This is a genomic window from Chitinophagales bacterium (assembly GCA_017303835.1).
In the GTDB taxonomy this organism is placed as follows: Bacteria; Bacteroidota; Bacteroidia; order Chitinophagales; family Chitinophagaceae; genus JAFLBI01.
The window spans coordinates 131,391-155,865 of sequence record JAFLBI010000002.1; the positions used below are offsets into that span (position 1 = coordinate 131,391).

At 43.4% G+C, this 24,475-nt stretch carries 19 protein-coding genes; 13 read left to right on the plus strand and 6 right to left on the minus strand.

Features of this window, described 5'->3' with window-relative positions; genetic code table 11:
• The first annotated feature begins 1 nt into the window (after position 1).
• The 7 genes from J0L83_13315 (at position 2) to J0L83_13345 (ending at position 13,580) form a co-directional block, all read left to right on the plus strand.
• Complete coding sequence (locus J0L83_13315) at positions 2 to 1,627, plus strand: amidohydrolase (protein ID MBN8665555.1); 1,626 nt, start codon at positions 2 to 4, stop codon at positions 1,625 to 1,627.
• A gap of 133 nt (positions 1,628 to 1,760) precedes the next feature.
• A complete protein-coding gene (locus tag J0L83_13320; GenBank protein ID MBN8665556.1) occupies positions 1,761 to 3,995 on the plus strand; it encodes a TonB-dependent receptor in 2,235 nt (744 codons plus the stop codon).
• 133 nt (positions 3,996 to 4,128) lie between these two features.
• Positions 4,129 to 6,336: a TonB-dependent receptor gene (locus J0L83_13325; GenBank protein ID MBN8665557.1), complete on the plus strand. Its 2,208-nt coding sequence runs from the start codon at positions 4,129 to 4,131 to the stop codon at positions 6,334 to 6,336.
• A gap of 108 nt (positions 6,337 to 6,444) precedes the next feature.
• The gene (locus J0L83_13330) at positions 6,445 to 8,547 is read left to right on the plus strand and encodes a TonB-dependent receptor (protein ID MBN8665558.1); all 2,103 of its coding nucleotides are present in this window, start codon (positions 6,445 to 6,447) and stop codon (positions 8,545 to 8,547) included.
• A 5-nt stretch (positions 8,548 to 8,552) separates the two neighbouring features.
• Positions 8,553 to 9,128, plus strand: a complete 576-nt coding sequence (locus J0L83_13335; GenBank protein MBN8665559.1) for an HmuY family protein — start codon at positions 8,553 to 8,555, stop codon at positions 9,126 to 9,128.
• Positions 9,129 to 9,265: 137 nt separating this feature from the next.
• Positions 9,266 to 12,634, plus strand: coding sequence for an isoleucine--tRNA ligase (locus tag J0L83_13340; GenBank protein MBN8665560.1), 3,369 nt, complete (start codon positions 9,266 to 9,268; stop codon positions 12,632 to 12,634).
• Between the two features lie 4 nt (positions 12,635 to 12,638).
• Positions 12,639 to 13,580 carry a TraR/DksA family transcriptional regulator gene (locus tag J0L83_13345; GenBank protein MBN8665561.1) on the plus strand — a complete coding sequence of 314 codons (942 nt, stop codon included), beginning with the start codon at positions 12,639 to 12,641 and terminating at the stop codon, positions 13,578 to 13,580.
• Positions 13,581 to 13,716: 136 nt separating this feature from the next.
• Here the strand turns inward: J0L83_13345 and J0L83_13350 are convergent, their stop codons facing one another.
• Positions 13,717 to 14,250, minus strand: coding sequence for a transposase (locus J0L83_13350; protein ID MBN8665562.1), 534 nt, complete (start codon positions 14,248 to 14,250; stop codon positions 13,717 to 13,719).
• Positions 14,251 to 14,365: 115 nt separating this feature from the next.
• Positions 14,366 to 16,183: an ABC transporter ATP-binding protein gene (locus J0L83_13355; protein ID MBN8665563.1), complete on the minus strand. Its 1,818-nt coding sequence runs from the start codon at positions 16,181 to 16,183 to the stop codon at positions 14,366 to 14,368.
• Between the two features lie 67 nt (positions 16,184 to 16,250).
• On the opposite strand from J0L83_13355, the gene J0L83_13360 reads away from it, so the two are divergent.
• Entirely contained in the window at positions 16,251 to 16,625 is a 375-nt protein-coding gene (locus J0L83_13360; GenBank protein ID MBN8665564.1) for a ribosome-binding factor A, read from the plus strand.
• Positions 16,626 to 16,642: 17 nt separating this feature from the next.
• A complete protein-coding gene (locus tag J0L83_13365; protein MBN8665565.1) occupies positions 16,643 to 17,857 on the plus strand; it encodes an ABC transporter permease in 1,215 nt (404 codons plus the stop codon).
• Positions 17,858 to 17,883: 26 nt separating this feature from the next.
• Here J0L83_13365 and J0L83_13370 read toward each other — a convergent pair whose 3' ends face one another.
• On the minus strand, positions 17,884 to 18,723 hold the full coding sequence (locus J0L83_13370) for a transketolase (protein MBN8665566.1): 840 nt from the start codon (positions 18,721 to 18,723) through the stop codon (positions 17,884 to 17,886).
• Between the two features lie 231 nt (positions 18,724 to 18,954).
• Between J0L83_13370 and J0L83_13375 the strand changes: the two genes are divergently transcribed.
• Both J0L83_13375 and frr read left to right on the plus strand, forming a co-directional pair.
• The gene (locus J0L83_13375; protein MBN8665567.1) at positions 18,955 to 20,067 is read left to right on the plus strand and encodes an undecaprenyl/decaprenyl-phosphate alpha-N-acetylglucosaminyl 1-phosphate transferase; all 1,113 of its coding nucleotides are present in this window, start codon (positions 18,955 to 18,957) and stop codon (positions 20,065 to 20,067) included.
• Positions 20,068 to 20,147: 80 nt separating this feature from the next.
• On the plus strand, positions 20,148 to 20,711 hold the full coding sequence (gene frr, locus J0L83_13380; GenBank protein ID MBN8665568.1) for a ribosome recycling factor: 564 nt from the start codon (positions 20,148 to 20,150) through the stop codon (positions 20,709 to 20,711).
• Between the two features lie 45 nt (positions 20,712 to 20,756).
• On the opposite strand, the gene J0L83_13385 is transcribed toward frr, so the two are convergent.
• Positions 20,757 to 21,656, minus strand: coding sequence for a DMT family transporter (locus tag J0L83_13385; GenBank protein MBN8665569.1), 900 nt, complete (start codon positions 21,654 to 21,656; stop codon positions 20,757 to 20,759).
• Positions 21,657 to 21,758: 102 nt separating this feature from the next.
• On the opposite strand from J0L83_13385, the gene mscL reads away from it, so the two are divergent.
• Together mscL and J0L83_13395 are read left to right on the plus strand one after the other, a co-directional pair.
• Positions 21,759 to 22,136: a large conductance mechanosensitive channel protein MscL gene (gene mscL, locus J0L83_13390; protein MBN8665570.1), complete on the plus strand. Its 378-nt coding sequence runs from the start codon at positions 21,759 to 21,761 to the stop codon at positions 22,134 to 22,136.
• Positions 22,137 to 22,198: 62 nt separating this feature from the next.
• Positions 22,199 to 23,104 (plus strand): segregation/condensation protein A, encoded by a 906-nt coding sequence (locus J0L83_13395; GenBank protein ID MBN8665571.1) that lies wholly within the window; start codon positions 22,199 to 22,201, stop codon positions 23,102 to 23,104.
• Positions 23,105 to 23,305: 201 nt separating this feature from the next.
• On the opposite strand, the gene J0L83_13400 is transcribed toward J0L83_13395, so the two are convergent.
• Entirely contained in the window at positions 23,306 to 23,785 is a 480-nt protein-coding gene (locus J0L83_13400) for a hypothetical protein (GenBank protein MBN8665572.1), read from the minus strand.
• A 224-nt stretch (positions 23,786 to 24,009) separates the two neighbouring features.
• Entirely contained in the window at positions 24,010 to 24,426 is a 417-nt protein-coding gene (locus J0L83_13405; protein MBN8665573.1) for a hypothetical protein, read from the minus strand.
• Positions 24,427 to 24,475 lie beyond the last annotated feature (49 nt).

Genomic DNA, 24,475 nt, shown 5'->3' on the forward strand with positions numbered 1-24,475 from the left:
TATGAGAAAACTATTGCTATTTGCCAGCTTAGCTGTATTGTTTGCTTGTAATACCAAGCAGAAAGCTGACCTAATCGTTCACAATGCCAAAGTCTATACGGTTGATTCTGCCTTTACAACCTTAAGTGCTTTTGCGGTGAAAGATGGTGTCATTCTCGAAACGGGTTCAGATTCCGCCATCATGGCTGCGTATGAGGCAAAGGAAATGGTGAATGCTGAGGGCAAAGCCATTTATCCCGGATTGATTGATGCACATGCCCACTTTGTGGGTTATGGTCGCGCCTTGTTTCAAGTAGATTTATTTGGCGCCAATAGTTGGGATGAAGTGGTGCAACGTGTAGCTGATTTTGCCAAAGCACATCCTGATGAGCCTTGGATTCAAGGTCGCGGCTGGGACCAGAATCGCTGGCCCGGTAAACAGTTTCCGGACAATAGTAAGTTGAATGAATTGTTTCCCGATAAGCCAGTGGTGTTAACACGTGTGGATGGTCATGCATCTATTGCGAATAACAAAGCATTGGAGCTGGCAGGTGTCAAAGCGGGGCAACAAATTACCGGTGGAGAAATCATGGTGAAAAACGGTCAGCCTACCGGCGTGTTGATTGATAATGCCGACAATGCGGTCTATGCACAAATACCCAAACCTACCAAAGCAGATTACGCAAAATGGTTACTGGCAGCTCAAAAGAACTGTTTTGAAATGGGCTTGACCACCATTACAGATTGTGGCCTGATGCATACAGATGTTGACATGATTGATGCTTTGCAAAAAGACAATCAGCTCATGATGCGTCTTTATGTAATGCTCAGTGATAACCCCGAGAATTATTCGAAATATTTGGATAAAGGTCCTTACAAAACAGATCGCTTATTTGTAAAAGGCGTGAAAGTCTATGCTGACGGTGCATTGGGTAGTCGGGGTGCTTGTTTGCTGAAGCATTACAGTGATCAGCCCGGCTGGCAAGGTTTTCTGCTGAGTAAGAAAGAACATTTCGATTCACTCGCTGCTGTGCTCAGCAAAACTGATTTTCAAATGTGTACGCATGCCATTGGTGATAGTGCCAATCGTGAAGTGTTGAATATCTACAATCGCTATCTGCAAGCAGGTAATGATAAGCGCTGGCGTATAGAACATGCACAGGTAGTGAATGAAAATGATTTTGATCTATTTGGCAAAGTAGCTGTGGTGCCTTCTGTTCAACCAACACACGCCACCAGCGATATGTATTGGGCAGGTGATCGTTTGGGCGCAGAAAGATTGAAAGGCGCTTATGCTTATCAGCATTTGCTGAAGCAGAATGGTTGGTTGCCGCTGGGTACTGATTTTCCCGTAGAAGACATTTCACCATTCAAAACATTTTTGGCAGCGGTGGTGAGAAAAGATGCCAAAGGCTTTCCCGAGCAAGGATTTCAGATGGAGAATGCATTGACGCGTGAGCAAACCATCCGTGGTATGACGATCTGGGCTGCTAAAGCCAATTTTATGGAAAAGGAAATTGGTAGTATCGAGAAAGGGAAAAAGGCCGACTTTATTTTCTTAGACAAAGACTTAATGACTGTGGCAGATCAAGAAATACTCAATACAAAAGTGCTGGCTACCTATAGCAACGGAAAGAAAGTGTTTTGATGAGATAAACAGAATAAATCATTCAACAAAGGTCTGCTATGCAGACCTTTTTTCTTTTTGCGTAAACCACTTTCCCGATTTTGATACTACCTGAATTTGTTCTGTGCCACTTTCGCGCCGGAATAAATACACTATGATGAGCAAGATCTACTGTTTTTTGGCCGGACTAATGATCATTGGACAAGTGAATGCACAACGATTCAAGGTTTCAGGCGATACATTATCTAAGGAAGAATATTTACCAGATGTTACGGTGGTTGGAAAAAATACCAGACAAGACATACATCAACTGCCCGAGATCGTAGGCACCCATGTATTTGCAGGTAAGAAGAATGCATTGGTGGTGATGGATCATGTGAATGGGAACGTGGTGATGAATAATATGCGTCAGGTAATGGCTAAAGTGCCGGGTATCCATATTTGGGAAAGCGATGGTAGCGGTATTCAAATTGGCATTGCAACCCGAGGTTTGAGTCCGAACCGCAGTTGGGATTTTAACGTACGCCAGAATGGATTTGATATCTCTTCTGATCCCTTTGGATATCCCGAAGCCTATTATCATCCACCCCTACAGGCGGTACAAAGAGTGCAGATTGTAAAAGGCGCAGGATCTCTGGCTTTCGGTCCGCAATTGGGGGGTATGGTAAACTATGTTGTGAAAAATGGTAGCGAGATCAACAAGCCATTCAGTGTGGAAACAGAGCAAACCATCGGTGGTTTTGGTATGATCAATTCGTACAATGCCATTGGTGGTGAAACAAAGAAATTCCACTACTACGCTGCGTTTGATCACCGCAGTGCGGATGGGTGGCGTCAGAATAGCGGCTATCATACCAATACGGGTTATGGTACGTTTACCTGGCGTTTTACAGATCGACTGAACGCATCTGTTGAATATACTCGCTATAGTATGTTGAGTCAACAGCCGGGCGGATTAACTGATGCGCAGTTCAATCAAAATAGCAGACAGTCGCTACGCAATAGAAACTGGTTTAACAACGAATTCCATATTGGTGCTTTGAATTTGCAGTACAATATGCGCGATAACAATCGACTTGAATTAAAAGTGTTTGGCTTAAGTGGTGATAGAAACAGTGTGGGCTTTATGCAAGCGATTACAGTGAAGGATAGCATCAACCCACTTACTGGGCAATATGCCAACAGAACAGTGGATATAGATCAGTATCGGAATTTCGGTGCTGAGCTACGCTACTTGCATAATTATACCGTCTTTGGTATCATAAATAGTTTTTCAACTGGGCTGCGTTATTTCAACGGACTCACCAGAAGATACCGCAATGGTAGAGGCACAGCCGGTTCAGATTTTGATATGAGCGTAGATGGTTTGTATCCTGGTGATCTTCGGTTTGGCTCTATCAATACCGCCATTAGTGCCGAGAATATTATTCATGTAACAGATAAACTGATTTTGATCCCGGGTATTCGCTACGAGCGCGTAACTGCTGATGTGAGCGGCAGAACCAATATCAGTAATGGGGTGGAAGTGAAGACAGCGCCAACAAAACGCGACAGAAGCTTTGTATTATTTGGCATGGCTGCTGAATACCATCTTGGTAAAACAGAATTTTATGCCAACTATACAGAAAGCTATCGCCCTATTCAGTTTGCTGATCTAAGTGTGCCAGCCACTACAGATATCGTAGATCCAAATCTGCGTGACTCTCGTGGATACAGCGTGGACATGGGTTATAGAGGTAAAATCAAGAATTGGTTAATGTTTGATGTCAGTGTCTTCTGGTTGAATTATGCAGATCGAATTGGTGCAATCACGCAATTACGTCCGGATAACAGCAGCTATAATTTTAGGACCAATGTTGGTAACAGTATTAGTAAAGGCGTGGAAGCCTTTGCGGAAATCAATTTCATGCAAGCCGGCTTGTTAGGTAAGGCTGCTGGAGAAATCAGTTTGTTTACATCCTATTCATATACCGATGCACGCTATGAGCATGTGCGTGTGGTTACCCGTAGTGGCAGCAATCTGGTGGAATCCAATCTTCGAAACAAATACGTAGAGAATGCGCCGGAGCATATCCTTAGAAGTGGACTGAATTATTTCTATAAAGGCCTGTCTATAACTGCACAACTCAGTTATGTGAGCCAGTCATTTGCAGATGCCAATAATACAGTTACCCCTAATGCCGCTGCTACTGCAGGCTTGATTCCTGCTTATCTGGTAAGTGATTTGTCCTTCACCTATCGTTTCAAACAGCGATATAGTCTGAGAGGTGGTATCAATAACGCTGGCAACCTGGCTTATTTCACCAGAAGAGCAGGTGGTTATCCCGGTCCGGGCCTAATGCCGGCTGATGGCAGAAACTTCTTTCTGGGTCTAGGATTCAAGTTATAAATGCCCCCACTATACCCTTAAACGCTCCTTTATGGAGCGTTTTTTATTTGGCAGAACTGATTTAATATTTATTTTTGGCTAAATAAAAATTTAGACAAGTCTAAAAATGAAGTGGTTTTGCTGTATATGGTTAATGTGGGCAACTGCTGTGTATGGTCAGTCTGTCGTTGAAGGACGAGTTGTATCTGATGGTAAACCGGTCATGGGTGCTTATGTGAAGTTGTCTGCTAAACAAGCTGCACTAACAGATAGTACTGGTTATTTCCGCTTGGCCAATATGAGCGCGCAAAAGCATTTGCATGTACAGGCTATTGGCTTTCAGCCGGCAACAGTTCTGCTCAGTGCATCACAACAGTCGTATACAATTTCCCTAGCAGCTTCTGAGCAGGCATTACAAGAAGTAGTGGTTACAGGAACCATGAAGCCGGTGCTGATGAGTGCTTCTCCTGTAACTGTTGAACAGTACAATAGTAATTTCTTTCGGAAGTCGCCATCCATGAATGTGTTTGAGGCTTTATCCATGGTGAATGGTATTCGTGCGCAATACACTTGTAACGTATGCAATACCGGAGAGATTCGCATCAATGGATTAGAAGGAGCACATACATTAGTATTGATTGATGGCATGCCCATCGTGAGCGCATTGGGTAGTGTCTATGGCTATATGGGTATTCCCAACAGCATCATTGATAAAGTGGAAGTGATGAAAGGCCCAGCTGCATCGCTCTATGGCAGTGAAAGCATGGCGGGCATCGTGAATATCATCACCAAATCACCGGAGAAAGCTCCAGCCATCAGTGCAGATATTCAGGCAACCAGTTTTGGTGAACACAATACCGATCTTTCTTTCCGCTTAGGCAAAAAGAAAGTGCAGACACTTTGGGGTATCAATCATTTTGGCTTCAATCAAGTGATGGATAGAAATGCAGATGGCTTTACGGACATGAGCTTACAAAACAGGATTTCCCTGTTCAATAAATGGTCTTTTAAACGACATGCCAATCGCAAAGCCTCCATTGCAGCGCGCTATGTGTATGAAGATCGTTGGGGCGGACAAACCCAATGGAATCCTTCCTTCCGTGGTGGAGATAGTGTGTATGGTGAGAGTATTTATACCAATCGTTTGGAATTATTGGGGCAGTATTCCTTGCCCATAGCAAGGGAGGATATTCAATTGCAGTTCTCGTATAATTATCACGGACAAAATTCTGTATATGGCAATACGCCTTATATGGGTAAACAACATATCGGCTTTGCACAGCTCTTGTGGAACAAATCACTCCGCGATCATGATCTGCTTTTTGGTGGAGGCTTGCGCTATACCTGGTTGGATGATAACACACTCATCACAGCAGATGCCAATGGATTGAACCAACCTTCACGGATCAGTCTGCCCGGTTTATTTATGCAAGATGAATGGACCATCAACGATAAGCACACATTGTTGGGCGGCTTGCGTGCAGATTATCACCAGCAGCACGGAGTTATTCTGAGTCCGCGCCTTAACTATAAATGGTCTGTTGCTGAAAAGACCACCCTGCGTGCCGGTCTGGGCCGAGGTTTTCGTGTCGTGAATGTGTTTAGTGAGGATCATGCCGCATTAACCGGTGCGCGTCATGTAGTGATTGCGGAATCTTTGAATCCGGAACAATCCTACAATATCAATGTGCATTTGCAACAACATATCCATACAGATCCAGTGCATATTCTATTGGATGCATCAGCCTTTCACACCAATTTCAGTAATAAGATTATTCCTGATTACCTCACCAATGATAATCAGGTGATCTATCGTAACCTGGTTGGCAGGGCAGTATCGCAGGGACTCAGCTTAAATGCTTCTTTGGAATGGCGTTTTCCCCTCACCATGAATCTCGGCATAACTTATCTGGATGCTTTTCAGGAGCAAACAAGCAATAACCAAAAAGAAAAACTGCCCATTATCCAAACGCCTAAATACAGTGCTACCTGGGCGTTGACTTATCAATGGCAGCAGCCTGCGATCAGTGTAGATCTAACAGGTAATTACACTGCATCCATGTTGATGCCTGTATTGGAGAATGATCCAAGACCAGCCATGAGTCCGGCTTTCAGTTTGTGGAATCTGCAGCTCACCAAAAAATGGACCAAGTTTCAGTTATACACGGGCGTAAAGAATCTATTCGATTACCTGCCCTTGTTCCCAATCATGCGTCCATCAGATCCATTCGATAAAAATGTCAATAGCAATTTTGGCAATGCTTTACTCAACCCTGCAGGCCTCAGTTTTGATCCCAATTATAACTACGCACCTATGCAGGGAAGACGTTTTTTTGTGGGGCTGCGATTCTCTTTGCGTTAAGCATGAAAATTACTTTGTCATGCGATTGTCAAACCTGATAGCAATCGCTTCTTATGACAATTCCATTACGCACATATCTGCCTGTATGCCAACATTTGCAGCCAGAAAATGCGTACAGGTTTATTCATAGCACTGCTTCTTGTTGGAACATCGCTGAAGGCGCAAAAGCCTTTGCGCGATACGCTGGATGGGAGTGCAGATGATGTGGTGGTTACAGCAACCAGAACAGAACGCAAATTGGGTAATGTAGCTGTGCCTGTTACACTCATCAATGCCAAACAAATTCAACAGAGTGGTTCACTGCGTTTATATGATATTCTCCAGGAGCAAACTGGTGTGTTTTTGACAGCAGGTAGTGGGAGTAATGCAGTGGGCGGCGGTGTATTTGGTAATGGGGTGCAGTTGCAGGGTTTGTCGCCCGATCATACCATGATTTTATTGGACGGCGAACCTTTGATTGGTCGCCAGGGTGGCGTGATGGATTTATCACGCTTTGCAGTGGGTAATATCAAGAAAATTGAAATCGTCAAAGGGCCATCATCCAGCTTGTATGGTAGCGAAGCTATGGGTGGTGTGATCAATATCATTACTGAGCCTTTGTTGCGTAATCAATTACAGGCAGGTATTCGTTATGGTTCATTTGCTACATCAGATATCTATGCCAGCGGTAACTGGAAAACCAATAAAGCAGGTATCTATTATTTTGTCAACCGCAATAGTGGCAATGGTTACGAATTAGATCCTGCTACGCCTGAGAAAACACTGGACCCATATTACAACTACACGGCGCAATTCAAATTGAGTTATCAGTTTAGCAATCGTACCAAACTTGTGCTGAACAATCGTTACTTCTACGGATGGCAGGATAGTTATTATGCCATCAATGACAAGAACATCAACATTGCAGGCGGTGGCCGAACCAATGATTATACCATCAACCCGGTATTAACACATCAGTTTTCTGATAAAGTAAAAACCCGTATAAGCCTTGTTGGCAGCGGATTTCGCTATGTGCAGCAATTAGACAGTTTGAAGAATGGTGCGCGCTATTACTACGATAGTTTTGAACAAGGTTTTTGGCGTGCAGAAAATCAAACCGACTGGCAATTGGGTAAACACACGCTCACGATTGGTGGAGGTGCTACTTATCAAACAGTTGCCACAACACGTTACCGCGAAAGAAAAACGCAGTCAATCTTTCATGCTTTTGCACAGGATGAATGGCGCATCAATAATCAGTTTTTACTAATCACTGGTTTACGGTATGACCACAATACGGATTTTCAAAGCAGGCTGAGTCCCAAATTGGCTTTGCAGTGGAAGCCTGCGGATAAATGGCAAATCAATGCATCATATGGCGCAGGTTTCAAAGCGCCAGATTTTCGCCAACTCTATTTAAGTTTTGTGAACAATGCAGCTGATGGATACAGTATTTACGGTGCATCCGAATTCTCCATCGCAGAGTTACAAAGGCAAATGAGTTTGGGCTTGGTAGCACAAATCCTGCCTGCTGCATATCAAATCACCACATTGAAGCCGGAGATATCCAATGGATTTAATCTCGGTGTTCACTTTACACCAAGCAATAGCATTCACGCTGAATTGAATCTCTTCAGAAACGATGTGTCCAATCTGATTAACTATCTGCCTGTAGCAACCAATGCTAACAGCACTTCAGTGTTCAGCTATGTCAATGTGAATCGCGCTTTTACACAAGGCATTGAGTCTAACATTAAATGGCAGCTTACCAAACACATCAATGTGCAAGCAGGTTATCAGTTTCTTTTATCTGGCGATAAAGCCATTGTAGAGAAAGTGAATAGTGGTGCTGTGTATGGCAGGGATTACGAAGGCGGTCCTGCCAGATTGATGCAACGCAGCGATTACAGTGGACTGCTGAATCGTAGTAAGCATATGGCAAACCTGCGTATGTTTTATGAGGATGTAAAAGGTATTCAGGCAAGTGTCCGTGCAATTTATCGTAGTCGCTGGGGCGTGATTGACCGTGATGGCAATGGTTTTGCCAACAGAGATGATGAGTTTGCCAATGCACAAATACAAGTGAATGCTACCATCGGAAAGCGGATTGCGCAAAGATGGACCATGCAGCTTGGTGTCAATAATTTATTCAATCAGATTGATGCCCGGTTTATGCCCAATATTCCCGGTATCAATTACTTCACCTCCGTAATCTATTCTTTTAAAAAATAAATGTTATGAGAAGCGTTTTGATGACCGTGTTTGCAGTTGCTGCTTTGGTTAGTTGTAAGAAGGAAGATAAGCCTACGCCTGCCGTAGTGACTTCTGTAGATTTTCTGGTATCAGGTACATCAGTTGGCCCACATGATCTGTTCAGTTTTGAAACGGGTGCAAGAGTGGCTAATGCAGATTCTGCTTCTACCAAGTGGGATTTCGGTATGCGTTTTGAAAAATTCATTGTGAATAGCAATGCTTCTGGTCCCGGTTCGGCTGGTGTGCAAGTGCTCAATAGCACTTTCGAATCAGTGCTTGAAGCGCCGGCTACTGGCTATGCTTATGATACCACCGCAGCTCAGTTGGCAGTGAAGGGTGCGCAGTGGTATATCTATAACAGCACAACCAGAACTTTTGCGCCAATTGCCGGTAAGACTTTTGTATTCAAAACGGCAAGAAACACTTACGCAAAAATGGAAGTGTTGAGCGCAGATCCTGCTGATGATAATGGTAATCCGGTAGTACCGCCAACCAGACCTACCAAGATCAAATACAAGCTCCGCTTTGCGCATCAGGCCAGTGGCAGCAGAACTTTTTAATCCAAATTGCAAATGAGGCGTTTGGAGCCCCGCAAATGCGGGGTTTTTTTATGCCATTTACCCGGCCGCTACAACCCCCGCTTTTCCTTACCTTCGCAAACCATAAAAATCGCCGTCAGGCAAGGATTCTATTGATTATGAGCGCAAAATACCAGGAGTTCGGCGGACTGAACCTGCCATCCATAGAGCAGGAGATACTGGCCCGCTGGAAGAGCGAACAGGCATTCGAAAAAAGTGTGGAGCTGAGAGCCGGGGCCAAGCCCTTTGTGTTCTATGAAGGCCCTCCAAGTGCCAATGGCATGCCCGGCATTCACCACGTGATCTCCAGAACTTTGAAAGACATGGTTTGTCGCTACAAAACCATGCAAGGTTTTCAGGTAAAGCGCAAGGGCGGATGGGATACCCACGGTTTGCCTGTTGAACTAGGTGTGGAGAAGGAATTGGGTATTACCAAAGAAGATATCGGTAAGAAAATTACGGTAGAAGAATACAACCAGAAATGCCGTGAAGCGGTATTGCGGTACAAGGATAAGTGGGATGAGTTGACGACTAAGATGGGTTATTGGGTTGATCTGAATGATCCATACATCACTTTCGACAACAATTATATAGAAACGTTGTGGTGGTTGCTGAAGCAGTTGTACGATAAAGGTTTGTTGTATCAAAGTGTCAGTATCCAGCCTTACTCACCTGCAGCAGGTACAGGTTTGTCATCACATGAATTGAATCAGCCCGGTACGTACAAGGATGTGAAGGATACCAGCGCAGTAGTGATGTTCCGTGCGGTGCAGGATGAAAAGAGTAAATTCTTGCATGAAGCAGTGCATGGCGCAGAAGTTTTCTTCATGGCTTGGACTACCACACCCTGGACGCTGCCATCCAATCTTGGCTTAACTGTTGGCCCTGAGATTGACTATGTGTTGGTACAAACTTTCAATCCATATACGCATTTACCTATCAATATTGTTTTGGCAAAAGCCTTGTTGGGTAAGTATTTCAAGCCGGAGGGCGAGAATGGTGATTTTGAAGGCTACAACGAGCAAGCAAAACTACTGCCTTGGAAAATCATCACCAGTTTCAAGGGTAAGGATATTGAAGAATGCAGATATGAGCAATTGCTGCCTTATGAAGCCAATGCGCCGCAGCATGCAGGTGGCGATCCTTTCCGCATCATTCTGGGTGATTTCGTTACTACGGAAGACGGTACCGGTATTGTACATACCGCACCGGCTTTTGGTGCAGATGACTTTAAAGTAGGCAAGAAGTATGGCATCGGTATTCTGACGATGGTTGATCGTGAGGGGAAGTTTGTAGATGGTTTGGGTGAGTTCAGCAATCGTTATGTCAAGAATTATAAAGACGATCCCAACTATGTAGATGTGAACGTAGACATCTGCGTGAAGTTGAAGAAAGAGAACCGTGCATTTAAAGTAGAGAAATACGAGCACAGTTATCCGCATTGCTGGAGAACAGATAAGCCTATTTTGTATTATCCATTGGATGCTTGGTTTATTCGTACCACTTCGCTGAAAGAGCGCATGGTGGATTTGAATAAGACCATTCGTTGGAAACCGGCTTCTACCGGTGAAGGTCGTTTCGGTAACTGGTTGGAGAATATGGTTGATTGGAACTTGAGCCGCAGTCGCTACTGGGGCACACCATTACCTATTTGGAGAACAGCTGATGGTGCAGAAGAAATCTGCATCGGCAGCATCGAAGAATTAACTGGTAAGATTCATCCGGATAGTCCGGTACAAAAAGTGACTGATTTACATAAGCCACAAGTTGATGCAGTGATCCTGCAATCGCCTTCAGGCAAACCCATGCATCGTGTACCTGATCTGGTGGATGTATGGTTTGATAGTGGTGCCATGCCTTATGCGCAATGGCATTTTCCATTTGAGAACAAGGAAATATTCGCGCAGAATTATCCGGCTGATTTCATTGCGGAAGGTGTGGATCAAACCAGAGGTTGGTTCTATACCCTGCATGCGTTGGGTTCATTGATTAAAGAAAGTGTAGAAGAAGAGTTGAAGCAAGCTGGCTTGTGGGATGCATCGGGTATGAAAGCAGCAGGCGATCAGGCTGGTGTGGCGTATAAGACAGTAGTGAGTAACGGATTGGTCTTGGATAAGAATGGTAATAAAATGAGTAAGCGCCTCGGCAACGTGGTGAATCCATTTGAAACCATCGAGAAATATGGCGCTGATGCTACGCGCTGGTACCTCATCACCAATGCATCACCTTGGGATAACCTCAAGTTTGATCTTGCCGGTATTCAGGAAGTGCAGCGTAAATTCTTTGGTACACTCTACAATACCTATCAATTCTTTGTGCTTTATGCCAATGTGGATGGTTTCGCTTTTAAAGAAGCGTATATCCCGCTGGCGGAAAGACCCGAGATTGATCGTTGGATTTTATCATCACTCAATACCCTGATCAAAAAAGCCAGTGCGGCAATGGATGATTATGAGCCTACCGCAGCAGGCCGTTTGATTGAGGAGTTTGTAGATGAGCATTTAAGTAACTGGTACGTGCGTTTATGTCGCCGCCGTTTCTGGAAGGGTGAGTATGAAGGCGATAAGATTGCGGCTTACCAGACTTTGTACGAGTGTTTGGAAACATTGATCAGACTGATGGCACCAATTTCGCCATTCTTTAGTGATGCTGTGTTCCAGCGTTTGAATGCCGTGACTGGCAGAATTAATGCAGCAAGCGTACACCACGCAGCATATCCGAAAGCGAATGAAGCTGCGATTGATGCATCCTTGGAAGAACGCATGCAATTGGCGCAGGATGTATCTTCTTTAGTGTTGTCTATCCGTAAGAAAGTCAATATCAAAGTGCGTCAGCCATTGCAGAAAGTCTTGATTCCTGTGTTGAATCCAGAGATGAAACTGCAATTAGAGCGTGTGGAAGATTTGATCAAGGCGGAAGTGAATGTGAAGGAGCTGACCTATATCACCGATACCGAGGGTGTGATCAATAAAAAGATCAAGGCCAACTTCAAAGTGCTTGGCGCCAAGCTGGGTGCGCAGATGAAGGAAGCTGCTGCCTTGATTGGTCAGTTTACGCAGCACCAGATTGCTGAACTGGAGAAAGCAGGTGAAATAAGTATCCAGCTTTCAGCCGGTACCTACAGTCTGCAGTTGAATGAAGTGGAAATTGTGGCGGAAGATATTCCCGGATGGAGTGTTGCATCTAAAGGCAGTCTTACTGTTGCTTTGGATATAACCCTCTCAGAGTCACTCAAAAAAGAGGGTGATGCACGCGAATTCATCAACCGTGTACAAAATATCCGCAAAGAACAAGGTTTTGAACTCACAGACCGTATATTCGTGCAAGTGGCTCAGCATGAGGTACTCATGCCATCTATAAATGAATTTAAGGACTATATTTGCGCCGAAATTTTGGCAGATAGCATCGAGTTTATGCCTGCTTTGGAAGCCGGTGTAGAAGTAGAAATTAATGATATCTTGCTGAAAGTCAACGTAATAAAAAAATGATGCTATGGCAACAAAGAAACCAGCACCCAAAAAAGCAGTAAAGCCGGCACCTAAGCCAGCAGCCAAGAAAGCTGCTCCGGCCAAGAAGGCGGCCCCTGCAAAAAAAGCAGCACCGGCCAAAAAAGCTGCGCCAGCTAAGAAAGCTGCAGCGCCAGCTAAAAAGGCGGCTCCTGCTAAAAAAGCTGCCCCCGCCAAAAAAGCATCTGCTAAGCCGGCACCTAAGCCAGCGCCAAAAGTGCCTGCAAAGCCTGTAGCAAAAGCACCAGTAAAGCCAGCTGCCAAGCCGGTTGCTAAGCCTGTTCCTGCAAAGGCAGCGCCAGCTAAGCCAGCCCCTGCACCTGCGCCAGCAGCAAAAGCAGCTCCTGCCGCCAAGCCAGCGCCGGTTGCAAAACCAGCACCAGCTATTGCACCTCCTCCTCCGCCCAAGCCTAAAAAACAGCCTGAGCCACCAAAAGAGGTGAAAGTGCCAAAGATTAGTGCGAAGTCTGCTGTACCCTATAAGCCCGGATATACACCTATGGAAAAAAGAGCTGAGCCAACACCTGCACCAAGTGCACCTTTAGTTAGATATTCTGATGCTGATTTAGCTGAGTTTCGTGAGTTGATCAACAAGAAGCTGGAAGCAGCTAAGAAAGAACTCGTTTATCTGCAGGGTTTGATTACCCGTAAGGATGAAATGGGTGGTGATAATGATGATGCTCGTTACATGACTATGGAAGATGGTTCAATGAGCATGGAAAGAGAACAGTTGAGTCAGATGGCTAGCCGTCAGATCACGTATATAGATCACCTGGAGAAAGCATTGATGCGTATCGAAAGCAAGACTTATGGTATTTGTCGTGTTACCGGTAAGTTGATTGATAAAGCCAGATTGCGCGCAGTACCACATGCTACTTTAAGCCTGGAAGCAAAACTGGGTTTGGTAAAGCCAGCAGTTGAACAATAATCAATTCATTCAACGAATAGAAAAAGGCAGTCGAAAGACTGCCTTTTTTGTTGGTTATTTTACTTCCTGCATCTTTGCTGTTGTTGGTGTTTCTCACCAACAACAGTTTTCGCCTTGCCGCCGTTGCGTGGTGTTATCACCCGCAACCAGGACTTTTGTCTTTATAATGTGACAAGAAGCTGAATCGTTCGAGTTGTAGTTCATAGAAAGCAGCAGATGAATACAAGTAATCTTCTGGCAGTAGCACCATGCCAGCTCTTACGGGGTTGAGGTGAATATAATTTAGTTTTTGCACCATTACAGCTTCTGAAAAAATCTCAATGCTTAAAGCATTTCTTTTCCAAATTTGAAACTGCCTGTCTTTTGCGTTCACCCTACATTTCTCTAAAAGCTCCGGGTTGTTTTTTTGGAGATAAAATTTAATTTGCTGTCCTGTATATTTTAGAAAATCTCTTTGTACATCCTCGGGTTTATGGTCGCCCAATATTTGCCAAATCATATGCAGGTGATTGTTCATGATCACGAAACCAAATACCCGAATCCTTTGCTTTTCAACTAAAAAAGATAGGCTGTTGAGGATGATATCTTTACATTGAACATCTTGCAGTAAGTGCAGCCAGTTATTGCAGGTGGCGGTAAAAAATGTTGGGTATAAGGTTGGGAATTGCATGTATTTTTATTCCATAAATAAAGATATAGCGTAAGCTATTCACTGTTGGTGATAACACCAACAGCGGCGTCAGCGAATAGAAAAAGGCAGTCGAAAGACTGCCTTTTTTGTTGGGTTATTTTACTTCCTGCATCTCCACCAATCTTCGATAGATACCGCCTTGTGCAATCAGTTGATCATGGGTGCCACGCTCGGCGATTTGTCCCTTCTGCAACACGATGATTTCATCTGCATGACGTATGGTAGAGAGTCTATGTGCAATCACAATGCTGGTTCTGTTCTGCATCATATTATTGATGGCATCCTGCACCAGCCTTTCGCTTTCAGTATCCAATGAGGATGTGGCTTCATCCAAAATCAGGATGGGCGGGTTCTTCAATACCGCACGGGCAATGGTAAGGCGCTGCCGTTCACCACCACTCAGTTTACCACCGCGATCCCCAATATTGGTATCAAATCCTTCTTCTTTGTTTTCGATAAACTGTAATGCATTTGCAACGCGTGCTGCTTCGCGAATAGACTGCATATCAGGTTTGGTACCTAAGGCGATATTATTGGCAATGGTATCATTGAAGAGAATAGGTTCTTGTGTTACAATACTAATCTGGCTACGCAAACTTTCTAATTGGTAGTCTTTAATATTCACGCCATCAATTAACAATTCGCCGCTGCTTACATCGTGAAAGCGGGGCACCAAATCAGCCAGTGTACTCTTGCCCGCACCGGAAGAACCAACGAGGGCGATGGTCTTGCCTTTCTCAATGGTGAGATTGATGTTTTGCAGAATAGGTGTGTCTTCATAATAAAACGACACATTTCTGAACTCAATGCTTTGTTTGAATTCAGTTAACTGCTTTCCATTAGGGTTATCTGCAACTGTAATTGGTGTTTGTAAAATCGCTTCAATTCGTGTTAGCGCCGATGTGCCGCGCTGCATATTGTAAAATGCCGTGCTCAAAGATTTTGATGGATTGATGATTTGACTAAATACACCAATATACATGATGAATGCAGCACCATTCAAACCAAAACCTTTGTTCTCTAAAATCAAGTTACCACCAAACCAGAGAATCACACAGAGTACGACGATGCCAAGAAACTCGCTAATCGGACTGGCAAGGTCGCGACGAAAATTCATCTTGTTCTTTACATGAAATAGTGCATCATTGGTTTGCAGAAATTTATTGCGGATATGTCGCTCAGCATTGAAAGCCTTGATCACGCGCATGCCACCCAATGTCTCTTCCAAGATGCTTAAGCCCTCAGATGATTTTTCTGCAGCAATATTGCTCTGCTTTTTCAGGCTCTTGCTGATGCGGCCTATGATGAAACCGGCAACAGGTAAAAGTATAAACAGCAGTAAGGAAAGTTGCGGACTCAGGAATACCAGTGTGCCTAAAAAGAAGATGATATTGATGGGCTCTTTAATTAAACCGTCTAGCGTGTTAGCGACAGCACTCTCCAGTTCCCAGGTATCATTGGTCATGCGGCTAATGATATCGCCTTTCTTTTGTTCGGTGAAAAAGCCGATAGGCAGGGTGAGTATCTTATTGTAAAGATCATTACGTAACTGCACCATCATGCCATTACGGATGGGGCTCATGGCATAATAACTCAAGTACACAAAAAGGTTTTTCAAAAAAATGGCTGTTACAATAAAGATGCAGACCAAGCCAAGTGCATAGGTCTTGCTATGCGCTTGTATAATCATGCTGAAGTAGTAGCGCATATAGTCCAGCACCCATTCCCCACTTAATTCAAATGGAGGAATTTCAGTAACGAGCTTATTGTTAAAGATGATTTCCAGAAAAGGAAAGAGCATGGCAATAGATACCACACTGAAGATCACCGCGAAAAGCACAAAAATCAGGTAGAGTACAATATTCTTCCGATAAGGCTTGAGATACTTGACGAGACCGAGGTATTTTTTCATCCGTTGAATTTAAATGCCGCTTGCTGCCTGATTTCAATACTTTTGCAGCGGAGCAAAGGTATCATTTATGCAAGAAGGTAAGCGTCAAAAACAGGTGGCAGCCGTGCTGCTCCATGAACTTAACGAAATTTTCAGAAGGCTGGGACTGAATATGATCAATGGGGGCATGGTCTCTATTTCCTCTGTAAAGGTTACGCCAGACCTGCTGGAAGCGCGTATCTACCTGAGTTTGTTCAATATGGAAGATGAGCGTGAAGCCTTGCATATGATCGATAGCAAAGCCTGGGAAATCAAAAAGGAACTGGCTGATAAGGTAAAACATCAGCTGAGAAGAATCCCAGTTCTACAGTATTTCAAGGATGATACCCTCGATCATGTGTTCAAAATGGAAGAAATCTTCAAGAAGATTGAGTCTGAGCGCAAACCTGAAGACCCCTCCTGATCAAGTAAAATAAACCCATGCAGTCATTTTTTGCCTGGCGTTATTTCCGGTCTAAAAAATCTACCAATACCATTAACCTCATTGCGTGGATCAGTGTGGTAGCCATTGGCGTTGGTGCTGCAGCCCTGATTATTGTATTAAGTGTCTTCAATGGTTTTGAAGACATGGTGAAAAGTTTGTACGCAGATTTTTATGCAGATATCCGCATTGTGCCTGCAAAAGGGAAAAGCTTTGTAGCAGATGCGGCATTGCGTAAAAAGATTCAAGCAATTGAGGGTGTGTCTTCCAGTACTGCAGTGGTAGAAGAGAAGGCGCTCTTACGCAATGGCGATATGCAGAGTATTGTTACGGTGAAAGGTATTGACCCGGATTATGCAAAAGTGAATGCCATACAAAAACATCTGGTGCGTGGCCAGTTTACAACTGGCAATATTGATCAGCCTGGCCTGGTGATAGGTGCAGGCGTGGAAAATGCTATTGGTCTTGGTTTTGAAGATGCTGCCCTGCCTTTGACTTTATATGTTCCCGATAAGAAGTCAAATACCATCTCATCCTTGGAAGGACTGAATAGTTTTCAGACTGTGTATGCAGGCACTTTTCTGGTGCAGCAGGAGTTTGATAATAAATATGTGTTCACCAATATTGATTTTCTGCGTTACATGCTGGATATGCCTGTTGATGCGGTAAGTGCGATTGAACTGCATTGCGGCTTGCAGGATATGGACAAGGTAAAAGCCAAGCTGCAACAAGCCCTGGGTAATGCATTTTTGGTTGAAACAAGATTTGAACAGAACAAGAGTTTGTTCAAGATCATGCGTTCTGAGAAATGGATCATTTATGCTATGCTCTCTTTGATACTGGTAGTTGCAGCATTTAACATGATTGGCGCATTAACCATGCTGGTGCTTGAAAAACAAAAAGATATTGCTGTGCTCAAGGCTATTGGCGCTTCAGCACAATGGGTGCAAGGTGTATTCCTGCGTGAGGGTTTATTACTCGCCGCAATTGGTGGTGGAGCAGGTATGTTGCTGGCAACAATTATTTGCTGGGCACAAGTGCAATTCAAACTGATTGCACTCAAAGGCAATTCTTTTCTGGTTGATTATTATCCCGTAAAAATGATTTGGCAGGATTTTCTGCTGGTGGGTATTACGATAGTGGTGATTGCGCTTTTAGCGTCCTGGCTGCCTTCGCGCAAAGCAAGTCTGCAGAGTTTTTCCTTAAAAAGTTGAGGCCCCGGTTTCCCGAGGCCTTGCTATTAATAATCTCCAACAGTTTCAGGTAATTGTGCTAAGGCTTTGGCGAGTTGCTCATCGTTTGGTGCAATGCCATGCCATTCATGGCTGCCTTCCATAAAATCAACACCCTTGCCCATCGCAGTCTTCATCAAAATACAAATGGGTTTGCCATTGCCTGTTGCGGCTTTGGCTTTGTTCAGTCCGGCAACTACTGCATCCATATCATTGCCCTCCATTTCCATTACTTCCCAGTTGAATGCTTCAAATTTGGCGCGCAGGTTGTCGAGCGACATTACTTTACTGGTAGGGCCATCAATCTGCTGACCATTCCAGTCGATAGTGGCAATCAGGTTATCTACTTTATGGTGTGCTGCAAACATCACCGCTTCCCAGATTTGGCCTTCCTGCAGTTCACCATCGCCATGCAGTGAGTAAACCAAATGCTTATCGCCATTCAACTTTTTTGTTAAAGCAGCACCAATAGCAACACTCATACCTTGGCCCAAAGAACCGCTGGCAATACGTACACCTGGCAGATGTTCGTGGGTAGTGGGGTGGCCCTGTAAACGGGTATTCAGTTTGCGGAAACTAGCCAATTCTTTTACATCAAAATAGCCTGCTCTTGCCAGTACTGAATAAAAAACGGGTGAAATATGTCCGTTTGAGAGAATAAAAATGTCTTCATTCACCGCATCCATGGAAAAATTATTGGAATGCTCCATGGCCTTGAAATAGAGCGCAGTCAGGAAATCTGCACAGCCGAGAGAGCCTCCTGGGTGACCACTTTGTACAGCATGAACCATTCTAACGATATCACGGCGCACCTGTGTGGCCATATTTTTCAACTCAAGCGTTTCCATGGGTATTTTTTAGGCTGCGAAGATAGTCTTTTGGATATCTTTTCAAAAGTTGCGTGTTGCATCGGGTCACCATTTCTTAATGTGTGATGGCGTATTGAAAATCAATTAAAAAGAATAGTAATACGTCAATGATTAGCATAGTTTCGGCAAAAATGCCTTACTTTGGCCTTCCCCGAGCGAATAGAACGTAACTTATTAAACAACCAATTGTAAATTTTGCACTTTCAACACGTGGAGAATATTCTGTTTGGGTCCATATTATCTTTTGTCATCACTTTTTATTCCATTCCGGTAATCATTCTGGTTGCCAATTGGAAGAAATTGTATGATCTACCTGGCGACAGGAAGATACATTCTGCGCCCGTTCCTTCCTTGGGCGGACTGGGCATTTTCGTCGGTTTTATGTTGGGTGTATTGTTGTTCACCAATGCGCAAGAGGTTTTTGGCGTATTCCAATATTTCATTGCCTGTTTTATCGTGATTTTCTTCTTTGGTATCAAGGATGATATCCTGATGCTTTCGCCAATGAAAAAATTCATGGGACAAATGGCCGTGGTGGCGATTTTGATGTTTAAAGCCAATTTGTTGATTACCAACATGTATGGTTTTTTGAATATTACTTACATCGATCCTGCTGTAAGTTATCTGCTAACCGGTTTTACGATTCTGGTGGTAATGAATGCCTATAACCTGATTGATGGCGTAGATGGTCTGGCCGGTTCTCTGAGCGTAATTACCTGTTTATCCTTTGGTACTTTCTTCTTGCTTAGCAACGATATTTTCTATGCCCTACTGGGTTATTCTTTTGCAGCAAGTTTGATGGCTTTTCTGATATACAATTATTCTCCTGCACGCATTTTTATGGGCGATACAGGAGCCATGCTAGCCGGCGCAGTCAATGCCATTCTGGTCATTCGTTTCATTGAAACTGGTGAGCAGTCGCAGATTCTGCCCATCTTAACCACACCTGCAATCGGGTTTGGCATCTTGATGATACCATTGCTGGATACTTTGCGTGTATTTGCCATTCGTATTTTACATGGACGCTCACCCTTCTCTCCCGACAGGAATCACGTTCACCATTTAATGTTGGACAGAGGGTATAGTCATCGTAAGATTACCCTTTCCTTAAGCGGACTATCCATCTTATTTATCTTCCTGAGTTATCTGGCTATGCCTCTGGGAACAACCAAAGTTATTGGCCTTCAGGTATTGGTATTTTTTGCAGGCATTTCCTTGTTAAAGTACTATCCAAGGAAAACAGCACAAATGCGTGTGATCAAAGGCAGCAAGCTGGAGCGTCAGGAACGATTCCGCCGTTCAGTACGCAATTTCCTCTCATAAAGTATCTCAGTAGTGTCTGGGTATGATTTGCCCCAGCGATTGCAGAATTCTGTAGATTTGCCCACCCTAATTTCAAGGTTATGACAGACGAATTACAACTTGTATTGGATGATGCAGCTGAGCACATGAAAAAAGCCATTGATCACCTGGAAGCAGAATTGATCAAGATCCGTGCTGGTAAAGCCAATCCCAATATGCTCGATGGTATTAATGTAGACTATTACGGTTCTCCCACACCTATTAATCAGGTAGCCAATGTAACTGTATTGGATGCGAAGACGATCAGCATTCAACCATGGGAAAAGAATATGCTGGGCCCAATTGAAAAAGCCATCATGATGGCGAATATTGGTATAACGCCACAGAATGATGGTAACCAGATTCGTTTGTTTCTGCCACCTTTAACAGAAGAGCGCAGAAAAGAATTGTTCAAAAAAGCCAGCGGAGAAGGGGAGCATTCTAAAGTTGCTATTCGAAACATCCGCCGAGATGCCATTGAAAACATCAAGAAAATGCAGAAAGATGGTTTGAGTGAAGATGCTGCAAAAGATGCAGAAGCAGATGTTCAGGAGCTAACGGATAAGCATATTGCCTTGGTAGAAAAACACCTGGCTGCAAAAGAAAAAGAAATGATGACAGTATAATCATCAAACTATATAAATGAAAATCCCCGGCTTGCCGGGGATTTTTTATGCCTTGTATTTAGGTGTTTTATTGGCGATATACACGCCAGCCAAAATCACCATCAATGCTGCAACATGCATCAATGTAATCTGCTCGTTGTAGTAAAGTCCCCAACCTATGGCTACAAAGGGTACGCCGTATGTAACCAATGAAGCAAATAACCCACCGGCTCTTTTTACCAGCATATAAAACAGAATGGATGCAATGGCTGTGCCTAGTACACCCAAAACTGCACTGGCGCTTGTGCCTAAAATATATTTCTCCTCAGTAAGGGGTAAGTTGAAATAGCCGCTGAAGAACAATACAATCAATGAAGGAGGAATGAGTCCCGTAAATGCCACCGCTGCAATGTGCAAGGAGCCCACATTACGCAGCTTCTGCTGCACCATGTTTACATTGATGCCATAGAACAAGGTTGCAAGTAATACAAATCCGGTATAGGCTACATAGCCCAGGGAGCGATTGGTATTTGCATAGGTCAGCAACATACAGCCACCAAAGCCTACGAGTACACCCATTAGTTTCTGTTGATTGGTCTTTACTTGAAAAAACAATGCGCCGGTAATGATGACAAACAATGGGGTAAGCGCATTCAAACTACCTGCCAATGCGCCATCAATCTTGGTTTCAGCAATGGTGAATAAAAACGCTGGAAAGAAACTGCCCAGCCATCCACTGAGTAATACGGCTTTCCAGCTGCCCTTAGGCATTTTGCGCAAAGCCGATGGCAGAAAGGGGAGCATTACCAAGCCGGAGGATAACATCCGCAAAGCAGCCACATCAAAGGGAGAAAGCACGGGTTGCTGATTGGCATCGTACATGCCCCATTTCATTAGCATGAAGGAGCTACCCCAAATCAGGCAGAGTATCAGGAATAATAACCAGTTCAATAATTGCTTGCTCAAGTAAAAAATTTGCGCAAAGGTCATCTTTCTACAGGAAACCCGGAAAACAACTTGCCTGTTCAATCAGAATTTGAGATATTTAAAGCAATCAAAACCTCAACCATGTCTTTCATTAAAGAATTCAAAGAGTTTGCCGTTAAGGGCAATGTTGCCGATCTGGCCATTGGTGTAATCATTGGTGGTGCATTTGGCTCAATTGTTACTTCCCTTATCAATGATGTGATTACCCCTTTGTTGCTGAACCCGGCATTAGAAGCTGCCAAGTTGCAGAATATCCAGGACCTGAAATGGGGTGCAGTGAAGTATGGTAGTTTCCTGTCATCAGTGATCTCATTTATAGTTGTTGCTTTCGTTTTGTTTATGGTTGTAAAGGCCCTGAACAAGATGAAAAAAGCAGAAGAAGCTGCGCCTGCTCCACCGCCCGGCCCATCTTCTACAGATCAGCTCCTGATGGAAATCAGAGATGCTTTGAGAAAATAAGTTTTCCCAGCCCTTTTGGGAGGGCTTTTTGTGGATAACCAATGCCCATCGGCCTTTCCCCGATGGGCATTTTCGGCTTTCTTTGTAGCAAATCGGTTTGTGTGAATACTACCAGTTATCAGATCAAATTACCCCAGTTCGAAGGTCCATTCGACCTGCTCTTATTCTTCATCGAAAGAGATGAGCTGGATATCTACAATATTCCCATCAATAAAATCATTCAGGACTTTCTAGCCTATATCCACCAGCAGGAAAAACTGAATATTGAATTGAGCAGTGAGTTTATTCTCTTCGTGTCAACATTAATGCGCATCAAAGCAAAATTGTTGTTACCTAGAAAAGAATTGGACGCACAGGGTAATGAGATTGACCCACGTCAGGAGCTGATTGATAAAATCCTCGAATACAAGCGCTTTAAAGAAGCTGCCGTGCAGATGGCCGATATGGAAGCGGTACGTATGTTGATGGTGAAGCGGGGTAATTTACAGAAAGAACTGTCTGAGATAGGTGAGGAAGCGTCTGAAGGAACAGAAATCCAGACCATCACTTTATTCCGATTGATGAAGGCTTTTGAGAAAGTGATGCAACGTGTGCATGACCGACAGAACAAGCCCGTACATACCGTTGTGCGCTACAACTATAGCATGGAGGGTAGCAGGGATTATATGACGGATTTTATCCGCAAGGAAAAGAATGTGTCTTTCGAAAAAATCTTTGATGTCTGCGAAAACCGCATTCATGCCATCTTTCTTTTCCTCTCTATGCTGGAACTGATTCAGCAGAAATTCATGAAGATCATGACAGGTGAAGGCCGCAATAATTTTATTGTGGAGTGGAATGAAAACCGAGAAGCGGAATTGCAGGAAGAAGGCTTAACAGATGCAGACTTTGGTCCGAGTGGTTTTGAGGACAAGCCTGCTGATCCTACTGAAGACGGCACGCTAGGCTTTGATCCGCAATTGAACTAATAGAAATAAAAAAACCTCGTAATTGTTACGAGGTTTTTTTATGCAAAAAATTTATCTGAATTATCCTACTATTTGGCTCACCAGCATACTGTCCTTCATCATCATGCGTGCCGTGTCTGCAATGACTTTGGCATTGCTCCATTCTCTCTCAATTCATGTAAATTAGCTAGCTGAAGATTCTGTAAAGCTTAGCTTTCATTATTATTTTACATTCACCACCCTCTTCCATTTTCTGAAATGCTTAATTGCGGTTCTTTTTGTGCTTTTGCTGGAGTACCGTTCAAGTGCGAATTCAAATACTTTTTTTCCTTGGTTACCTTCAATACTAGTTTTGCGCGCTATTGAATCTTTTATAATTGCTAAGTAGTCAGCTTTTGCAAGGCTATCGATAAACAGATAATCTTCAGTTGGAAAGATAGGTTCAACAAAGCCAATGCTATTATCAATCAACAGTATTTCGTTTATTGACTTTGAGTTTTCAAAACCCTCACGAATTATTGATTTAAAATAGTATAGCCTGAAATGCTTAACATACATATCCCTTGTCTGATGATTTATCCTGATTCTTTTAACTCCCGAACAACTCGAAATAAGCGCTATCGATGACAATAAAAGCAACAAAGTGTAAGTTTTCATTAAACACCTTTTTTTTGGATTATTCTTTATAAAGGCATTCTCCATATATAAACATCTTTTGCTGCTGTAAAATAGTTACTTCCGCTAAAGCAATTATAGCCACTTTTACTGACTGTGTCTTCACCGTCCAGAATAATGAAAGTAGTCTTATTGTATTCACTTATAAAGTAATCTATTTCGGTTGGTGGGCACACCAACCGATAAAGGGAAAGCCTCGTTATTATTAAGAGGCTTTTTTATAAACGAACGATTTCTACCCATTGAAGTGGCTATGCTTTTTTGTACTGATTTCTCCAGCCGCTGATTAATAATTTTATCTGCAAGAAAGACAATATAACAAATAGCCCTAAGCTTATCAATGGCACTATTTCTTGAAAAGTGTTGTAGTTGTAAGCGCCGCCTTCGCTCGTGAAAAATACAATCAATGAAAGCCACATGGCACCAAGGCCAATCAATCGTTGCAGCAATGCGCCACCCAGAAAAGTATAGGTGCGTATTAAGTAAATAACTAAACCGCCAATACCCAATATGGCGTATGCAAAAGAAAGCGGATACAATGCTGCAGTGAATAAGGTGATCAGTAAATATGCAATCCATGGGCCGCCGATATGCATGCCACTAATCATGATACAGCAATAGCTAACGCTAACCAATAGCCTGAGTGTCGCAGGGTTTATTTTTTGCATTGTACAAAAGCCTGATGATTACGAAGAAACAATTTCTTTTATAAACAGT